This window comes from Actinoplanes sp. URMC 104 (assembly GCF_051386375.1).
Taxonomy (GTDB): Bacteria; Actinomycetota; Actinomycetes; order Mycobacteriales; family Micromonosporaceae; genus Actinoplanes.
The window spans coordinates 81,707-98,973 of record NZ_JBPQTO010000004.1; the positions used below are offsets into that span (position 1 = coordinate 81,707).

A 17,267-nucleotide genomic window follows, 5' to 3' on the forward strand; every position below is an offset into this window, starting at 1 on the left:
CTGACCGATCAGTGGAACACAAGCCGTATCCGAGCGACTACTTTTCAGTACGAAAGTTGTCTCCGCCGGTGTCCTGATCGGAGACCTTCATGAGCGTGGACATGTCGCCGATGCCGGCCACCGAGCGGGCGCAATGGCTTCCGCCGTCGCAATGGCCCACCGGCAGCGATCACCTTTTCACGCCCGGACCGTTCCGGGCCGAGGCGCAACTGCCGGTCGTCACCCGGTACGCCGAGGTACGCACCGCGCTGCTCAACGCGGACGCGGCGTTCAGCCGGGTGGTGCCGTTCGCGGTGATCCCGGCCGAGCTGCGGCACCGCACCCTCTACGCGTCGTGGGGACTGGACGGCGCGGAGCACCGTCGGGCCCGGCAGTCCCTGGCCGGCATCAACCGGGGATCGAGCCCGGCGGCTCGTCGATACACCCGCGAATTGACGGAACGGCTGACGCGGCAACTGCTGCAGGAGCCGCCGCCGTGGGACCTCAGCCGAGTGATCTACGCGGTGTCGATGCAGGTCGTCGTCGAGCACACCATGCAGGCGCCGGTGCTGCTGCCGTACGTCCGGCGGTTGCGGGAACTGACCCGCGACCACGTGGCCGCGGCCGGCGGCTTCTTCGGGATCCGGCGCGACCGGGAGGCGGAGAAGATCCTGTCGCTGGTCGTCGACGGGTACGACGAGTTGCCCGCCGGCCTGGCACGGCACCTGGGCGACCTGCACCGCCTGCGGCCCGAGGAGTTCAGCGCCGACCATCTGGTCGGTCAGCTGTGGCTGCTGGCCGTCAGCTCGGAGACACAGGCGACGCAGACGGCGAGCCTGGTGGGAATGCTGCTCGAGACGGGCGAGTACGCGTACGCCCGGGACGTTCTCGACGATCCCGCGGCGCTCGAGCTGCTGGTGGCCGAGGCCGGTCGCCGAGGGATCGTCTTCCCGGCGAGCATGGTCGTGCCCCGGCGGCCGGTCTCGTTCGACGGGCAGACGCTGGACGCCGGTCGGCCGTGCTTGATCAGCTACGCCGCCGCGAACCTCGACCCGGCAGTGTTCGAGGATCCCCTCCGCTTCGACCCCCGGCGCCCGCGGAACGCCAAGCACCTCGCCTTCGGCGTCGGCGACCATCGCTGCCAGGGCGAGGCCGGCGCCGAGCAGTTCGTCGCGGACGTGACCACCACCCTGCTGCGGGTCCTGCCCCCGGAGGTCCGCCTGCACGACGGCCTGGTGCATCGGGAGACCGGCATCTCGATGTCGGTGGCGTGCCTGCCCGTCACGGCGTAGGCGACCCCGGGCCGGGCTCCGGCGTGACCAGGCCCGTCTCGTACGCCAGAACCACCGCTTGCGCCCGGTCCCGCAGCTCCAGCTTCGCGAAGATCCGGGCGACGTGGGTCTTCACGGTCGCCTCGCTGAGCGTCAGCGTCTCGGCCAGCTCGGCGTTCGACAGTCCCCGTCCGAGCAGCGCGAGCACCTCGGTCTCGCGCGGCGTCAGCGGCGAGAGGTCGCGGTGCAGGGTGGGTTGCGTCGTGGCGAACCGCTGCACCAGCCGGCGTGTGATCGACGGGGCGAGCAGCGCGTCCCCGGTCCCGACCAGGCGGACGGCGTTGGCGAGGTGGTCGGCGGTCACGTCCTTGAGCAGGAAGCCACTGGCCCCCAGGGCGAGCGCGGCGTAGACGTACCGATCCAGATCGAACGTGGTGAGCATGAGAACGCGGCACTTCGGGCTGCGGGCCAGGATGCGCCGCGTCGCCTCGAGACCGTCCATGGTGGGCATCCGGATGTCCATCAGCACGACGTCGGGGCGCAGCCGACGCTCGGCTTCGACGGCCTCGGCGCCGTCGCCGGCCTCGCCGACCACGTCGATGCCCCGGGCGGTCAGGATCAGCCGGAAACCGGCACGGATCAGCTCCTGGTCGTCGACGATCAGCGCTCTGGGCAAGCTCCTCACCCCTCCACGGGAATCCGGGCGCGTACGCGGAACCCTCCGCCCAGCCGGCGCCGGGCGTCGAGGTCTCCGCCGTACACCGCGACCCGCTGCCGCAGGCCGAGCAGGCCACGACCGGCGCCGGTGCCGTCCCCGCCGGTGGCCGACCGCGCGGAACCGCCGGTGAGCACGCTCGAACCGGTGGTCAGCACCTCCACCCGCAGCGCACGCTCGGTGTAGCGGATGAGCACCTCGGCCTTGCCGCCCGCGCCGTGCTTCAGCGCGTTGGTCAGCGCCTCCTGCACGATCCGGTACGCCGTGACGTTGATGCCGGTGGGCAGGGGGCGCGGCGTGCCCGACAGACGCACCTCGACCGGCAGGCCGGCGAACGCGATCCGATCGACGAGCGGCCCGAGGCTGCTCAGCGTGGGCTGTGGCGTGAACGCGGTGTCCGACCCGTCGGCGTCCGGGGCCAGCAGGCCGAGCAGCGTACGCAGCTCGGTCATCGTGGTCCGCCCGGCCTTCTCCACCTCGGCCAGCGCGGAGTGCGCCGTCTCGGGCAGGGACGTCATCACCTCGCGCGCGGCAGCCGTCTGCACGATCATCACGCTGACGTTGTGGCTCACGATGTCGTGCAGCTCGCGGGCGATCCGGGCGCGTTCCTCGCCGACCGCCGCCTGCGCCGCGGACTCCCGCTCGCGTTCCAGCAGCCAGCCACGCTCACCCAGGTCGGCCGCGTGCCGGCGGCGGGAGCGCACCAGCAGGACGCCCAGCGCGGCAGCGGCCGAGCACGCGACCACGAGCGCCACCGACAGCACCACCGTTCCCACGCTTCTCACCCTGTCAGAACGGCGCGACCGGCACATCATCCCGGACGCCTAGCGCGCATACATCCCCGGGACTACGGCGGGCCGACGTCCATCGACGGTCCGATGCCGTCCGCGTACGGCGTCGTTAGCGTCTTCGGCTATGACGACAGAGACGGTGGTACGCCTCGACGGCGTACGCAAGGAGTACGGGGAGACCGTCGCTCTCGATGGCATTTCCCTGCAGATCCATCCCGGTGAGGCCGTTGCGGTGATGGGACCGTCCGGCTGCGGGAAGTCGACGCTGCTCAACATGATCGCCGGGCTGGACCGGCCGACCGCCGGCACGATCGAGGTGCACGGCGAGCGCCTCGACGAGATGAACGAGACGCGGCTCGCGCTGTTCCGCCGGCACCACCTCGGCATGATCTTCCAGTTCTTCAACCTGCTGGACGACCTGCCCGCGTTGGACAACGTGGCCCTGGCCGCGCAGCTGACCGGCAGCAAGGCCGGGCCGGCCCGCGCCCGTGCCCTGGAGCTGCTCGACGAGCTGGGCATCGCCGACCGGCGTAACGTCTACCCGGCCGCGCTCAGCGGCGGCGAGCGGCAGCGGGTCGCGGTGGCCCGCGCCCTGATGAACCGGCCGGCCCTGCTGCTGGCCGACGAGCCGACCGGCGCGCTCGACTCCAAGGCCGGCGACCAGGTGATGGACCTGCTCCTCGACCTCAACCAGATCGGCCAGACCCTGCTCATCGTCACGCACGACGAGCGGCTGGCGCACCGCTGCGCGAGCCGGCTGATCGAGATGAGCGACGGCCGCGTCGCCCGCGAGTCCACCCTGGAGCGGTTGTGAGGGCGGTGTGGCGGGCGGCCCGGGCCGCCGTCCGCCGCCGGAGGCTGCAGACCTTCCTCATCGGTCTGGTGGTCCTGCTCTGCAGCGCGACGACGGTGGTGTCGCTCGCGCTGCTCGACGCCTCGTCCGCCCCGTTCGACCGGGCGTTCACCGCCGTGCGCGGGGCACATGCGGTGGCCGCCTTCGACAACTCCCGGGTGACCGAGTCGCAGCTGGCCTCGGCGCGGACCGGGGTGACCGCCGCGGCGGGCCCGTTCGGCCAGGTGACGCTGACGCCGGGCGAGGAGGCCGGGATCCTGGCGGGCACCCCGCTGACGGTGGTGGGCCGCGCCGATCCGTCCGGCGCCGTCGACCGGATCGACCTGTGGCGGGGGCACTGGCCGTCCGCTCCGGGCGAGATCGTGCTGGCTGCTCCGTACGACCCGTACTTCGACCGTGGCGCACTCGGCCGGATCACCTCGGTCACCGCGGGCGGCGTCACGTTGCGGGTGGTCGGTTTCGCGGAGAGCATCAGCCGGTCCGCCGGCGGCTGGGTCACCCCGGAGCAGATGACGGCGCTGCACCCGACCGGGTGGCAGATGCTGTACCGCTTCGCCGGCGACGTGTCGACGCGGGACGCGGTGGACGCGCGCCTCGCCGGGGTGACCACGGGGCTCCCCGGCGGGGCGTTGCTCGCCGCCGAACCGTACCTCTCGGTCAAGGAACAGGCCGCCGAGGAACTGGGCACGTACCTGCCGCTGCTCGCCACGTTCGGCGTGCTGGGCCTGCTGGTCGCGGTGCTGATCGTGGGCAACGTGGTCAGCGGCGCGGTGATCTCCGGGTTCCGGCACATCGGCGTGCTCAAGGCGGTCGGGTTCACGCCCCGGCAGGTGGTCGCGGTCTACCTGCTGATGGTGTCCGTGCCGGCGGTGGGCGGCGCGGTGCCCGGCACGGTGATCGGGGCGCTGGGCGGCAAGGAGCTGATCGGCTCGGCCTTCCGGGACTTCGGCTTCGGAAACACCCAGGTCCGCTGGTGGGTCTGGCTGGCCGGGCTGGTGGGGCTGCCGTTGATCGTCCTGGTCGCGGCGCTGATTCCGGCCGGGCGGGCGCACCGGCTCTCCGCCGCCGAGGCGATCAGCGCAGGGAGCGCGCAGCGGCGCGGGCGGGCGCTGCGTGTTCAGCGGGCGCTCAACGGCTCCCGGTTGCCGCGGCCGGTCAGCCTCGGCCTGGGGCTGCCGTTCGCCCGCCCTGGACGGACCGCGCTGACCATGGCGGCGCTGCTGCTGGGCGTGACCACGGTGACCTTCTCGACCGGCCTGAGCAGCACGCTCGACCTGTTCACCGCGGTCGGCAACCAGCTCGCCGGCGACATCGGCGTCCGGGGCCTGGCCGCTACGTTCGGCACCCCGACCAGCCGCAGCGACGCCGAGGTCGAGCAGTTGCTGCGCGGCCTGCCCGGCACCGCCCGGGTCGGCGTGTTCGCGAACACGGAGCTGCCCGTGCTCGGCAGCAGCCAACCCATCGGAGTCAACTTCTTCCGCGGTGACGTCGCCGGGCTGGGCTACCGCGCGGCCCTGCTGCGGGGACGCTGGATCTCCGCTCCGGACGAGGCGATCGCCCCGTCGGATGTGCTGCTCGAGCGGGGGCTGCACGTGGGCGACTCGGTCACCGTCGAGTCCGGCGCCCGGCGCAGCACGCTGCGGATCGTCGGCGAGACGGTTCGGGGGCCCTCCGGCGCGCCCGGTCTGCTCGTCCCGTGGCAGACGTTCCGCAGCGTGGTGCCGCAACCGCGGCTGGAGCCGAGCGACTACTTCTACCAGGTGCAGCTCACCGCGGGTCAGGACCTCGACCGGTACGTCGCTGCCGTGCAGACGGCCGACGGCGGCCTGGACGCGTGGAACAACACCGGCACCGGCAGCTTCGCGATCATCGTGACCGGCTTCTCGACGGTGCTGGGCGCGCTGCTCGCCCTCGTCGCCGCGCTGGGCGTGCTCAACACGGTCGCGCTCAATGTGCTGGAGCGCCGCCGCGACCTGGGCATGCTTAAATCGATCGGGATGACGCCAAGGCAGGTGGTGTCCATGATGGTCACTTCGATGGCCGCCCTGGGCGTCATCGGCGGCCTGATCGGCCTGCCGCTGGGCATTCTCGCCCACCGCCTGGTCGTGCCGATGGCCGCGAGCGCCGCCCGGACCACCCTGCCGAGGTCGGTCCTCGAGGTCTGGTCGCCCGGAACCGTGACGGTGCTGATCCTGACCGGTGTGGCAATCGCAGTCCTCGGGGCGCTGCTGCCCGCCCGCTCGGCGGCCCGGCTGACCATCGCCCAGGCACTGCGCAACGAATGAGAAGCCGATGCTTGCCTCAGTCCTCCATCAGGGCGGTCAGGTTCTCCAGGCTGCTGATCAGTGCGCCGGTGTAACCGAAGATCCGGGCGGACCACTTGGCGACCGCCGCGACGATCTGCGCGGTCACCACCGGGATGGTGACGATCGCGAGCGCCTCGGCGGCCCACACGATCACCCGCGCCACCAAGTCGCAGATCAGGTCGCGGACGACGTCCCGGGTGAACTGCACCAGGTTGCCTGCCGCCTGGGTGGCCGCCGACATGGTGTCGGCCAGGACCGCCAGGCCGCCGAGCCCGTCCACGTTGTTGGTCATCATCGCCCGGTACGACTCGGCGGCAGTGCCGCCCCAGCCGGGCAGGTCGGCGGCCAGGCTCGACTGGAGGTCCTCGGACATGGTCCGGAGCGCGCCGGCCATGTTGGCCCACGTGTGCGCGTGCGCCGTGACCTTGTCGGGGATGCCGGTCAGCTTGTCGAGCACCTCACGCAGCGGTTCGAAATGCTCCATCACCCAGCCCAGCCCGTTGGCCAGCAGGGCGCTGAACGGGTCGATGACAGTCGCCGCGGCGTCGCCCACGAGCGAGCCGCCGGCCAGCATGCTGTCGACCCAGCTGCCGCCCTGCACCGACTGATGGAGGCCTTGGAAGCCGTCGGCGAGGGATATGCCGGTGTACGCAGTTCGGGTCGTCGTCGATGTGGCCACCAGGGACGTGTTCGACACCATGGTCAGCCCAGTCCGCCGGCGGCTCGGATCCTGCTCTGTGCTTCGCTGTCGACGGCGTCGTAGTCCCGGCCGGTGGCGTCGAGGGCCTCGGCCAGCAGTTGAAGGTTTTCCTCGACGTACGTGTAGAGCTCGCCCTGACTGCCGTGCCGGCGCTCGAGGACTGCCGACATCCACCCACACAGCAAGCCGTACGCGGTGTCGTCCTGCGAGATCGCGCCGCTCGCGGTCTTGATCGCCGCGAGCTGGTCGCGCACCGCGCGAACGTTGGCAGCGTGCCGGAAAAGCTGTGCCGAATCCACCTCGAAGGCGTCGGACACGTCAGTACCCCTCACCGACGGGCTCGTGCTCGTTGGGCCGCCCGTCGTCCGGCTGCTCCAAGGTGTGACGCAATCGGTCGGCGATCGTACGCGCCGACAGCGAATCGGGGCCCATCGTCTCGACCGCGATGTCGTGCGCCCGGTCGGCGGCCCGCGCCCGGGCCTCGCGCAGCGCGCTCATCACCGCCCGAGCCACCACCGCCGGCTCGAATCGATGGATACGGTCGGTGAGCTCTAGGCCGACCAGCACTCCGGCGGAATCTATGGTGACCTCGGCGAGTCCGTTCCCGTCCCGTGCCGTGACGCGCAGCCGTTCCATCTGCGCGCTCATGGCCGCGGCCCGCGCCGCCATCCGGTCGACGTTCTCTTTCCAGGACCCCAGGTATTCGCGGGACGCGTCCGGATCCAGGAAGGCCTGAGTGTCGGAAACCTCGGACATGCGCCGGAGTGTAACAACGACCACCAGAAATGGATCACGTCGTGAAAACAACCGCCCGAGCGTCGACGTTCACGATGTGCCCGTCGCCGAGGACGGCCACCGGCTCGGCCCAGTGCACGTGCCCGCAGAGCGTCAACGCCGGCGCCCGCCGCTCGAGCGCGCTGCGTACCGACGCGCGGCCCAGCTGGCCCGCCCGGTCGCCGGTCGGCCCCTCGTGCATGAGCAGCACGTCAGCCGCGGGCGTGGTCAGCCTTCCGAGTAGGGCCAGAAAATCCTTCTCCGTACGCCGGAGGGCACGGTCGGGATCGCCGACGATCCCCGAGATACCGCCGACCATGACGTCGCCGAAGCCACGACGGTCGCCGTCCAGCAGTGCGACATCGCGGCCGAGTTCCGCCACCTGCTCGGCGCTCACCTCGTCGTGATTGCCGGCGACACCGAACACCATCGGGCATCCTGCGGCGGCGAAGGCGAGCCAGACGTCGAGGACCGGGCCGGAGGCGCCGCGCCGATCGGCACCGGGCGCCGAGTACAGATCGCCGGTGAGCAGGACGCCTACCCGATCGGGCGGCGGCAGCAACCCGCTCTCCGCCCACACCCCCAAGTAGTCGGCGAGCGCAATACCCAGCAGCACGGGATCGCCGCCGAGCGGCGAGGGCGCCACCCCTTGCAGGTCACCGGCGGCAAGCAACGCGTCGCAGCCGACCGGAAGCTCGTCGACCCGCACATGGTCGACCTCGAGCTGGACGTTCTGGGGGGCCCCGCCGGGACCGGCCGCCCGGTACGGAACTGTCGCGAGCCGATGCGTCCGCGTGCCGATCAGCCGCATCGGCTGCTACTCCACGACACTGCGGTAGAGGAACCGCCACTGCGGGAGGGACGCCAGCCGGGCCCGCACCTCGTCGGGACGGTCGAACTTGTCGACGAACAACAGGTAGCGGTATTCCGGGAAGTCGGGCTCCTGGTGATACTCGGCGTCGCCGTCGCGCAGGTCATTGGACTGGAGCCGAAGCTTGCCCGCGCCGGTACGCGGCCGCGCCGCGAAGTAGATGCCGCGGTAGTCGCTCTCGTGCGTGATCCACTCCACCCCGAGGGCCTCGGCGAGCCTGCCGGGCTGATCGTCGAGGGTGGGCTCGCCGTATCCGTACACGTCGTAGATCACTGTGTGCTTCCCGTTCAGAACCAGACTTTGATGGTCGGCTTGCGGCCGGCGGCTTCTTCGATCGTACGGAAGATCATGACGTGAACCTCCCGACCCGTCTCGGCCGCTGCGTCCTCGAGTATGTCGTCGAGCCCCAGCCGGTCCAGATCGCGCTCGCTCAACGGTCCAGTGGACACGCCGTCGCCGCGGAAGGGCACGCCGTTCTCCTGAGCCGCTCGGTTGATCGAATCGCCGCTGATCGCGATGTCGTAGTCACTGATCCGGCCTTCGTCGAAAGGCGCCCCGGTCTCCGCACTGCGTCCGGTGACCGAACTGCCCTGGAACCCCATGTCCAGGTCGGGATAGAGCTCGCGCATCCGGTCCCGGAACCGGGTGGCGAACTCGCGGAACTGCCCGAAGTCGCGGAAGCCGTACGGCACGCCTTGCGGCTGGCCGGACGAGGGTGAGCGGGATCCGGTTGAGGTAGGGGAGCCGCTGCCCGCGGCCGTGGGTCGTCCGTGCCGGAACACCTCGCGGGTCCGGCCCTCGTTCCGCTCCACGCTGCCGGACTGTCCACCCCGGCCTCGGCGGCCCCGGCCGCCGGAAGGTGGTTGGTCGCCGCCACTGCCGTGACCGCGGGATCTCGGAGTCAACGCCTGCCTCCATCGATGTCGGTCACGACCGTACCGCCGTGGCGCCATCGGCCGGCTCCGCGGTCGAGAGCGTCGCCGACCGCGCTGGAAAGGCGGGCGACAAGGCGTCGCACCATGCGGCGTTTCCGCTGATACCCCGAGGCGCGGGGACTCCGATATCCTCCAGGTTCAGGGATCCATCCGCGCTTCGGAAATGAGAAGCTGTGTCGGACTTGCAGATTTCCCGCGGGCGCCTCATCGACGTACTCCTCGAGGTGCCGGGCCTCGAGAGCCGCGCGACGCGTGACATCAGGATTGCCGAGCTCAGCGAGGAACTGACCCGCGACCTGGTCTTCGAGCGGTCCGACGACGCCGCGGAGGATCTGACTGCGCTGGTGGAGCTGCTGCTCGACGCGCCGGCCGATCTGCGAGCCTTCGGCACGATCATCCTGGCCCGGCACGGCGGTGAGGCGGCACGCCGGTTCGCCGAGCTGACCGCCGTACGGTCGTCGTCCGCCCGGGCGCACGTCTACCGGCCCGAGGAGCGGATCGTCGGCGAGATCCCGCTGCGCAACCGCAACTTCACCGGCCGCGTGGAGCTGCTCGACCGGCTGGGCCGCGCGCTCGCGCAGGACTCGACCACCTCGGTGCTGCCGCCCGCGCTCAACGGCATGGGCGGCGTCGGCAAGACCCAGCTGGTCAGCGAGTACGTGCACCGCCACCTCAACCAGTACGACCTGATCTGGTGGATCCCGGCCGAGCAGATCTCCTCGGTGCTGGCGTCGCTCACCCAGCTCGCGCAGCGCCTCGACCTGCCGATCGCCGACGACCAGCAGGAGACGGCCCGCACGGTGCTCAACTGGCTGGCCGGCAGCGACCGCGAGTGGCTGCTCGTCTACGACAACGCCGACGACCCGGCGCGGCTGACCCCGCTGCTGCCGTCGACCGGCGGGCACGTGATCGTGACGACCCGCAACGCGGAGTGGAGCACCACCGGCATCGCCATCGAGGTCGACGTCTTCCGCCGCGACGAGAGCATCCAGCTGCTCACCAAGCGCGCGGTCGACCCGGACGGCGTACCGATGATCACCGTGGAGGAGGCCGACGAGCTCGCCGAGAAGCTGGGCGACCTGCCGCTGGCGCTCGAGCAGGCCTCGGCGTGGTACCTGGCGACGCTCATGCCCGTCCGGGAGTACATCGACCTGCTCGACCACCGCATCGAGCTGCTCAACGAGGGCCAGCCGCCGGACTATCCGCTGACCGTCGCGGCGTTCGTCGCGGTCGCGATGGAGAAACTGCGCAGCATCGACGAGGCGACCGCCCAGCTGTTCGCGCTGTTCGCCTTTCTCGGCGGCGACGGGATCCGGCAGTCGATGCTGGGCCGCGGCGGCACCGCGCAGCTGTCGTCGCCGCTGCGTGAGGCGCTCGGCAACCCGATCCGCACCGGACGGCTCGTACGTGAGCTGCGGCGCTACGGGCTGGCCAAGACGGTCAGCCGGCCCGCGTCGGCCAGCGGCGACAAGTCGGCCCGCCTGCAGGTGCACCGGCTCGTCCAGCGGGTGCTGCGCGACACGCTCGAGCCCGCGCAGCGGGAGCAGACGCTGCGCAACGTGCAGAACCTGCTCGCCGCGGCGAAACCGGGCGACCCCGACGAGGTCGGCAACCTCGACGTGCAGAGCGAGATGGGCCCGCACCTCGAGGCCGCCGACATGATCCATTCCGGTACGCCGGAGGGCCGCCAGACCGTCCTGGACCACGCCCGGTTCCTCTGGATCACCGGCGACTACGAGGGCAGCCGGGCGCTCGCCGCCCGCGCCGCGACCGAGTGGGCGGCGGAGGACCCGTCCGACTGGCAGCTCGGACCCGACGGCCAGGCGACGCTGCTCGCCCGGGCGCAGGTCGCCAACGCGACGCGCCAGCTGGGCGACAGCAAGCGCGCCGCCGAGATCATCAGGGACACGTACGAGCGGTTCGTGAACAACCCGGCGCTCGGCCCCCGGCACGAATACACGCTGATCACGGGCAACCAGCTCGGCCACGTCATGCGCATCGACGGGCAGTACCGGGAGGCGCTGGAGTTCGACCAGCGCAGCGCCCAGCTGCACCGGGAGGTCTTCGGCGACGAGGAGGTCTACACGCTGCGGGTGGTCAGCAACGTGGCCGTCGACCACCGGCTGATGGGCGAGTTCGACGCCGCGGCGGCCCTCGACCGCGAGATCGCCCTGCACTTCGAGGGCGCGGGCGCCCTCGACGTGGAGGTGTTCCGGGTCAACATGAACCTGGTCCGCGACTACTACGGCCTCGGCCGCTACTCCGAGGCGCTGGACCGGCTGAAGGAGTGGCTGCCCGTCCAGCAGCGCCTGATCGCCGACACCCACCCGCTCGCGCTCATGGCCCAGCGCACCTACGCGATCACCTTGCGGAAGGCGGGCCGGCTCGACGAGGCCGTCCGGGCCATGCGGGAGGCGTACGACCGGACCCTCCGCACGCTCAACGCCAACCACGAGCACGCGGTGGTGGCGGCGATGAGCCTGGCCAACGCGCTGCGGCAGATCGGCGAACGCGACGAGGCCGCGACGCTGATGGACGACGTGCTGCTGCGCTACCGCAAGGACTTCGGCCGTGACCACCCGTTGACGCTGGCCGCCGAGGTGAACCAGGCGATCCTGCTGCGCGCGGGCGGCGACTGGGAGAGCGCCCGGCAGATCGACGAGACGGCGTACGGCCGCCTGGTCGAGAAGCTCGGGCCCGGGCACGCGTACACCATCTGTGCGGGCACCTCGCTCGCGACCGACTACGCCGCGGCCGGGCGCACCGCGGAGGCGCTGCTGCTGTCCGAGCAGATGGTGGACCTGAGCCGCGCCGCGGGCGCCCACCCGTACGTGCTGATGCGGATCGTCAACCTCTCCCACGACGTGCGTGCCGCGGGCGACGAGAAGCGCGCGACCGACCTGTTCGACGACGCGCTGGAGCGGCTGCGGCAGTCGCTGGGCGAGGATCATCCCGAGGTGCTGGAGGCCGCCGCGGGCCGCCGCCTCGAGGGGGACATCGAGCCGCCGCCGACCTGACCGGACGCCGGGGCGCCGGGCGGGCGACTCGCCGCTGGTGTGGCGAACAGGACCATGATCGAGTAACTGGTACATTTCGGGCATGGTAAACGGACCCCGGCGCAGTGTGCTGCGGGCGTTGCCTGTTCTCCTGGTCATGGTCCTGGCGCTGTTCGGCGCCCTTCAGGGCCTGGCCGTTCCCGGTGTCACCGGTTCCCCGCGCAGCTCCGCGGCCACAGCCGCGCATCACGCCGTAGCGTCGTCCGCTACCGCGTCTGCCGAGGACGAACCGGATTCGACCGACTCTCCCGCACCTGCCGAGCCCGGCGTCGCCGACCGCTCGACGCCCCTGTCCGACCAGTTCTCCCCGTTCGTCCGCAGCTCCCGCGCGCCGCCCGCGGCCGCCGTCTGACCGTCCGCGCACTCTGAAGCCGCGGCGGTCTCAGCACGCCGCGCGCACTCCTGCGACGGCGAAGAGACGACGCGGATGGATTGCCGTCATGAACGTGGTTGCGGAAATGCTGCTGACCGAGCCCACCCCGCTGGTCATCTGGGGAACGCTGCTGGTGCTGACCGTCCCGGCGGTGCTGCTGCTGGGCAACCCGGAGGTCCTGAGGGAGCCGGGGCGTGCCCTGCGCGAACTGTTCGCCGCGCTGCGCCGCCAGAAGCCGGCGGGCCCGTCCCCGGACGAGGCCGTCGAGGCGGTGCGGTTCGCGGCGGAGGTACGCGTCGCCTCCGCCCGCGCGGACGCCGCGGCCGGCCAGTGGCGGCAGCGGTGGGAGGACGCCGACGCCCAGCAGGCCGCGGACTGGCAGGCGTGGCTCGACGCCGACGCGCGGCTGCGGGACAGCCGGGCGGCGGCCGCGTTCCGCACGCTGTGGTCCGTGCCGACCTGCGCCGAGTACGCGTCGCGGGAGCGTTTCCTGCACCGTACGGTGGCGGCCGCCGTCGAGCGTGGTGACCTGCCCGCCGTCGCGCTGGCCGACGCCCTCGCCGGCCGCGGAGGCTGGGACGCCCGCCTGCACCCGGTCGAGCAGGAGCTGGTGATCAACCGGGCCGCCGCGGACTACCGGCGCCGCCGCTACGAGATGTCCGCCCAGGCGGAGCAGGACGCCTGGCGCGACGCGGGGGCGGCCGACCGCGCCGCCCGCGGCCTGCGCCGTACGGCCGGGGAAGCCGCCGCCCGCGCCGCCGAGCTCCACCACCTGCTGCCCGCGGGCGTCTTCGCCGGCAGCCGCCGCAGCACCCGGCTGGTCCCCGCGCCGGCCATGTGACCCACTTCCTGACCCGAGGGTCACCCGATCGGACATAGGCCTCTGCCAATGTGAGTGTGGTCGGCCGTATCGTCATTGGTCGTGACCGATGAACGCCATTCTCGTGATCCGGTCATTACGCCGGCCCACCTCGCCGTGGACATGGGCTGATGCCCCGCGTGTTGAAGCTCGTCAAGCAGAAGCTCAACGGCAACGCGGGTAGCTGGCTCACCTATCACCTCGGTGACGACGAGGCCGGCTCCTGGCTGTTTCATCCCGAAGGCACCGCGTACACGGGTCGGTGGGCCGACGGCCGCGAGGCCACGTGCTTCTCCGGGGTCCCCGAGGAACCGGGCTGCCCCGTCCTGTACTTCGCACCACATCAGGGCGGTTGGGTCGCTGCCTGGAGGCACACGCCCCGGACCGGGATCACCGTCGACTTGTCCCGTCCGATGACGCGAGGCGGGGACGTGTGGAGCTTCGTGGATCTCGAGCTCGACCTCTGGCACCTGCCGGACGACGACACGCGTCCTGGCGCCGATCCTCGCCCCAGGCTCAGCCGGTGCGGTAGGACCGTCGGCATTGCCGACGACGACGAACTTGACGACGCCGTCAGCCGCGAATGGATCACCTCAGCCGAGGCGGCCCGGACACGCGACGAGGCACGGTACGTCGCCGACCTGATTCTCGATGGGGTCCATCCCTTCACCCAGGGAGCCTGGGAACGCTTTGAACAGGCAGTCGCCCGAAGACTGCCACCTCCTCACCAACCGAAGGAACGGCGCAGCCTCAACAGTCCGATCCGAGGTGCTGGCAGCAGTGGCTGGAGCTGATACGGGCTGCGATCATGACCACCGTGACGGGCGATGACACACCCCTGCGTGAGCGGATGATGGCCATGCTCAGGCGTGACCTGCCGGCTGGTATCGACCCTGATATGGACCTGATGGTGGACAGGCTCGTCGACGCCGGTTCGATGGAGCCGTTGCTGCAGGCCCGGCAGGTGTACGCCCAGTTCGACGTGGCCGACCACGACTCGAACGTCCTGTCGATGATGACGCGGCTGGTCACGCGCGGCTGGACCGTCGAGGACCTGGCCGGGCTCCGCGAGGACTGGCCTGCCACCCACGGCTACAAGGCCGTGTACCACCTGTACCGGTTCGCGAACTACCACACCGAAATCGAGGGACTGCCGGCTGAGCAGATCCGGGCCGGGATGCGGGCGCTGTATCCGTGGTTCACCGTTGCGCCCGGCCCCTACCTCAGCCCGCGGGCCGTAGGGGACCGGTGGCCGTGGCCGTGGCCGCGGGCTACCGCTTGAGCGGACGGAACGCTGGGCACCCCGGCGGCCGACGTCGATGCGTCCGTCCTGTTGCTCACCCGAGCCAGCCGTTCGGTTGGTGGCCTCGACCCGGATGGCGAAGCTACTCCACCGTAGCGTGCCACTCACATGCATTGATGGACAACTATATTAGGGGAGATTGAGCCCCTAGCCCGCATCAGGCAGACGGCGCCCGTACTCGGCGCAGCAGCCCATCTCCCAACGATTACCGCTGGGGTGGCCGTGTTCTGTCCGTAATGGGTTCGAGTTGCTGTCGATGGCCGTGCGCGAAGGGATCCCGTCAATGCGGAATCGGCGATACCTCATTGTCTCCGGGCTGCTGTCCGGGTTGCTTCTTTCCAGCATTTCGGGCGTCGGGGCGGCCGGCGCCGTCGAACAGACAGCCGCGACACACGACCACGATCACGATCACGACCATGCCGACGGGCACGAGGACAGCCGCGAGCACATGGCGCAGGACCTTGTCGGCACGCCCATCAGCGTGATCGAGAAGGAGACTGCGCAGAACGCGGCGCGCATCCAGCGGGCGACAGGCGTACGCCCGGGGACTGCCCGCACCAAGGTCCGGGTGGCCGCCGATCCGGGCCTGTCCGGGTCGTGGGGCTCCGTCGTCAGCACACCGGTCGTCCCGGTGTTCGAGGCGGTGCTGCCCAACGGCAAGGTGCTGATCTGGGATTCCGTCGGCGACAACGCGGCCGAGTCGTATCCCGACCACACCTTCACGCGGGCGATGGTGTGGAACCCGGCCGACGACACGTACAAGCGGGTCGACCTCCAGGGCACCAACATCTTCTGTGCGGGCTTCGCGCACATGAGCAACGGCAACATCCTCGTCGCCGGCGGAAATGCCAACGCGAAGCTCCAGGGCACGGTCACCACGTACGTCTTCAATTGGCAGGCGGAGACCTGGACCCGCGGGAAGGACATGGCGGCCGCCCGCTGGTATCCGTCGGTGGCGGAAACGGCGAACGGCGAGGAGGTCATCGTCGGTGGTGGTCCCGCGACCCCGGAGGTCTATCAGACCAACGGCGCCATTCGGGCATTGACCGGCTTCACGCAATACGCCGGCCGGACCTATCCATTCATGGGCTCGCGTCCGGACGGCCAGCTCGGGCTCTACGGTCCCGCTACGGCCGGCTACACGCTCACGACCGCCGGAAACGGCGTCGTCACGGCAACTGTCACGCGCGACAGCATCTACCGCGACTACGGCAGCTTCTCCACTTACGACATCGGCAAGTCGCTCGTCGTGGGCGGTGGAAACATCACCGAGAACGGTGTTGCGAAAGTGCCGACCAAAACCGCCGTCGTCCTGAGCACCGGCACCGGAGTGGCGCCGACCGTCGCCTCGACCGGCTCGATGTCGATCGCCCGGCGGCAGATGAACGCAAGCCTGCTCGCCGACGGTTCGGTGCTGGCGACCGGCGGAATGACCAGTGCGGCGACGTCGAGCCTGGTCGACCTCGACAACGCCGCGACGGCCGCGGAGCGCTGGGATCCGGCGACCGGGAAATGGACCGTGCTCGCGAGTGCGAGCCGCATCCGGCAATACCATTCCACCGCCGCGCTGCTGCCCGACGGGCGCGTCATGACCGGCGGCGGCGGGATCTGCAGTGACTGCACCAAGTTCGGCTATCTCGAGAAGAACGTCGAGTACTTCACCCCGCCGTATCTCTACAAGAAGGACGGCAGCGGCGAGCTCGCCACCCGGCCGGTCATCTCCACGGCCCCGGCCGGCGTGAGCGTCAACACGAATTTCGCGGTCACTTCCCCGCAGTCGGCGGACATCCGCAAGGTCGCTCTGGTCGGCCTCAGCGACGTCACCCACGGCGTCGACCAGGGCCAGCGCTACGTCCCGCTGAAATTCACCGCTTCCGGTACGACGCTGACGGTCACCGGCCCGCCGAACGGCGGCGTGGCACCGCCCGGCTTCTACATGTTGTTCCTCATCGACTCGGCCGGCGTGCCTTCCGTCGCCAGGATGGTGCAGGTGGCAAAGGGACCGAATCCGGTGCTGAGCCCGGTGAAGAACAGCACCGGCCGGTGCCTCGACGTGCCGTCGTCGGCCCTGGCGATCCGCACCTATCTGCAGGGCTACACCTGCAACAACAGCAAGGCCCAGGCGTTGACGCGGCTGCCCGGTGACAAATCGCTGCGGGTCCTCGGCAACTGCGTGGACGTGCCGTCGAGCACCTTCGTGGCGGGCCGGCGGATCTGGGCGTACCAGTGCAATGCCTCGGTCGCGCAGACGTGGCAGTTCAATGCCGACGGCACGATCCGGCCGCTCGGCAAGACCACATTGTGCCTGGCCGCCGCATCATCGGCGCAGAGCGCGCAAATCCTGCTCGCCACGTGTAACGGCAACGCGTTGCAGAAATGGAGCTGGTAGCGATTCCGACGCCGGGCCCGGGCGGCCGCCGTGTGGTGCCGCGGGTCAGCTGCGCCGACTGCCCGGCGGCGGCGGGGCCAACCGTGGGCATG

General features: G+C 70.8%; 17 protein-coding genes. 9 read left to right on the top strand and 8 right to left on the bottom strand.

The features are described from left to right. Positions 1-89: 89 nt before the first annotated feature. The gene (locus ACSNN8_RS14160) at positions 90-1,271 is read left to right on the top strand and encodes a cytochrome P450 (RefSeq protein ID WP_436649635.1); all 1,182 of its coding nucleotides are present in this window, start codon (positions 90-92) and stop codon (positions 1,269-1,271) included. On the opposite strand, the gene ACSNN8_RS14165 is transcribed toward ACSNN8_RS14160, so the two are convergent. Together ACSNN8_RS14165 and ACSNN8_RS14170 are read right to left on the bottom strand one after the other, a co-directional pair. Beyond that, complete coding sequence (locus ACSNN8_RS14165) at positions 1,261-1,935, bottom strand: response regulator (RefSeq protein WP_436649636.1); 675 nt, start codon at positions 1,933-1,935, stop codon at positions 1,261-1,263. The genes ACSNN8_RS14160 and ACSNN8_RS14165 overlap by 11 nt on opposite strands. Continuing rightward, a complete protein-coding gene (locus ACSNN8_RS14170; protein WP_436649637.1) occupies positions 1,932-2,741 on the bottom strand; it encodes a sensor histidine kinase in 810 nt (269 codons plus the stop codon). Before ACSNN8_RS14170 ends, ACSNN8_RS14165 begins: the two co-directional genes overlap by 4 nt. A 139-nt stretch (positions 2,742-2,880) precedes the next feature. On the opposite strand from ACSNN8_RS14170, the gene ACSNN8_RS14175 reads away from it, so the two are divergent. Beyond that, positions 2,881-3,570 carry an ABC transporter ATP-binding protein gene (locus ACSNN8_RS14175; RefSeq protein WP_436649638.1) on the top strand — a complete coding sequence of 230 codons (690 nt, stop codon included), beginning with the start codon at positions 2,881-2,883 and terminating at the stop codon, positions 3,568-3,570. Then, a complete protein-coding gene (locus tag ACSNN8_RS14180) occupies positions 3,567-5,894 on the top strand; it encodes an FtsX-like permease family protein (protein WP_436649639.1) in 2,328 nt (775 codons plus the stop codon). The genes ACSNN8_RS14175 and ACSNN8_RS14180 overlap by 4 nt, the downstream gene beginning before the upstream one ends. 16 nt (positions 5,895-5,910) lie before the next feature. On the opposite strand, the gene ACSNN8_RS14185 is transcribed toward ACSNN8_RS14180, so the two are convergent. The 6 genes from ACSNN8_RS14185 to ACSNN8_RS14210 all read right to left on the bottom strand — a co-directional run bounded on the left by ACSNN8_RS14185 (position 5,911) and on the right by ACSNN8_RS14210 (position 9,072). Continuing rightward, on the bottom strand, positions 5,911-6,516 hold the full coding sequence (locus ACSNN8_RS14185) for a WXG100 family type VII secretion target (RefSeq protein ID WP_436649640.1): 606 nt from the start codon (positions 6,514-6,516) through the stop codon (positions 5,911-5,913). Between the two features lie 101 nt (positions 6,517-6,617). Continuing rightward, positions 6,618-6,932 carry a type VII secretion target gene (locus tag ACSNN8_RS14190; protein WP_436649641.1) on the bottom strand — a complete coding sequence of 105 codons (315 nt, stop codon included), beginning with the start codon at positions 6,930-6,932 and terminating at the stop codon, positions 6,618-6,620. 1 nt (position 6,933) lies between these two features. Next, positions 6,934-7,371 (bottom strand): YbaB/EbfC family nucleoid-associated protein, encoded by a 438-nt coding sequence (locus tag ACSNN8_RS14195; protein WP_436649642.1) that lies wholly within the window; start codon positions 7,369-7,371, stop codon positions 6,934-6,936. A 34-nt stretch (positions 7,372-7,405) separates the two neighbouring features. After that, positions 7,406-8,200 (bottom strand): metallophosphoesterase family protein, encoded by a 795-nt coding sequence (locus ACSNN8_RS14200; protein WP_436649643.1) that lies wholly within the window; start codon positions 8,198-8,200, stop codon positions 7,406-7,408. Positions 8,201-8,206: 6 nt separating this feature from the next. Continuing rightward, entirely contained in the window at positions 8,207-8,533 is a 327-nt protein-coding gene (locus ACSNN8_RS14205; RefSeq protein WP_436649644.1) for a hypothetical protein, read from the bottom strand. A 14-nt stretch (positions 8,534-8,547) separates the two neighbouring features. After that, positions 8,548-9,072 (bottom strand): hypothetical protein, encoded by a 525-nt coding sequence (locus tag ACSNN8_RS14210; RefSeq protein WP_436649645.1) that lies wholly within the window; start codon positions 9,070-9,072, stop codon positions 8,548-8,550. Positions 9,073-9,368: 296 nt separating this feature from the next. On the opposite strand from ACSNN8_RS14210, the gene fxsT reads away from it, so the two are divergent. The 6 genes from fxsT (at position 9,369) to ACSNN8_RS14240 (ending at position 17,175) form a co-directional block, all read left to right on the top strand. Continuing rightward, the gene (gene fxsT, locus ACSNN8_RS14215; RefSeq protein ID WP_436649646.1) at positions 9,369-12,212 is read left to right on the top strand and encodes an FxSxx-COOH system tetratricopeptide repeat protein; all 2,844 of its coding nucleotides are present in this window, start codon (positions 9,369-9,371) and stop codon (positions 12,210-12,212) included. Positions 12,213-12,294: 82 nt separating this feature from the next. After that, complete coding sequence (locus tag ACSNN8_RS14220; RefSeq protein WP_436649647.1) at positions 12,295-12,603, top strand: hypothetical protein; 309 nt, start codon at positions 12,295-12,297, stop codon at positions 12,601-12,603. A gap of 88 nt (positions 12,604-12,691) precedes the next feature. Continuing rightward, positions 12,692-13,465, top strand: coding sequence for a hypothetical protein (locus ACSNN8_RS14225; protein ID WP_436649648.1), 774 nt, complete (start codon positions 12,692-12,694; stop codon positions 13,463-13,465). A 158-nt stretch (positions 13,466-13,623) separates the two neighbouring features. After that, entirely contained in the window at positions 13,624-14,277 is a 654-nt protein-coding gene (locus ACSNN8_RS14230) for a hypothetical protein (protein WP_436649649.1), read from the top strand. Positions 14,278-14,291: 14 nt separating this feature from the next. Further along, a complete protein-coding gene (locus ACSNN8_RS14235; RefSeq protein WP_436649650.1) occupies positions 14,292-14,765 on the top strand; it encodes a hypothetical protein in 474 nt (157 codons plus the stop codon). Between the two features lie 277 nt (positions 14,766-15,042). Continuing rightward, positions 15,043-17,175 (top strand): galactose oxidase-like domain-containing protein, encoded by a 2,133-nt coding sequence (locus tag ACSNN8_RS14240; RefSeq protein WP_436649651.1) that lies wholly within the window; start codon positions 15,043-15,045, stop codon positions 17,173-17,175. The last annotated feature ends 92 nt before the right edge of the window (positions 17,176-17,267 follow it).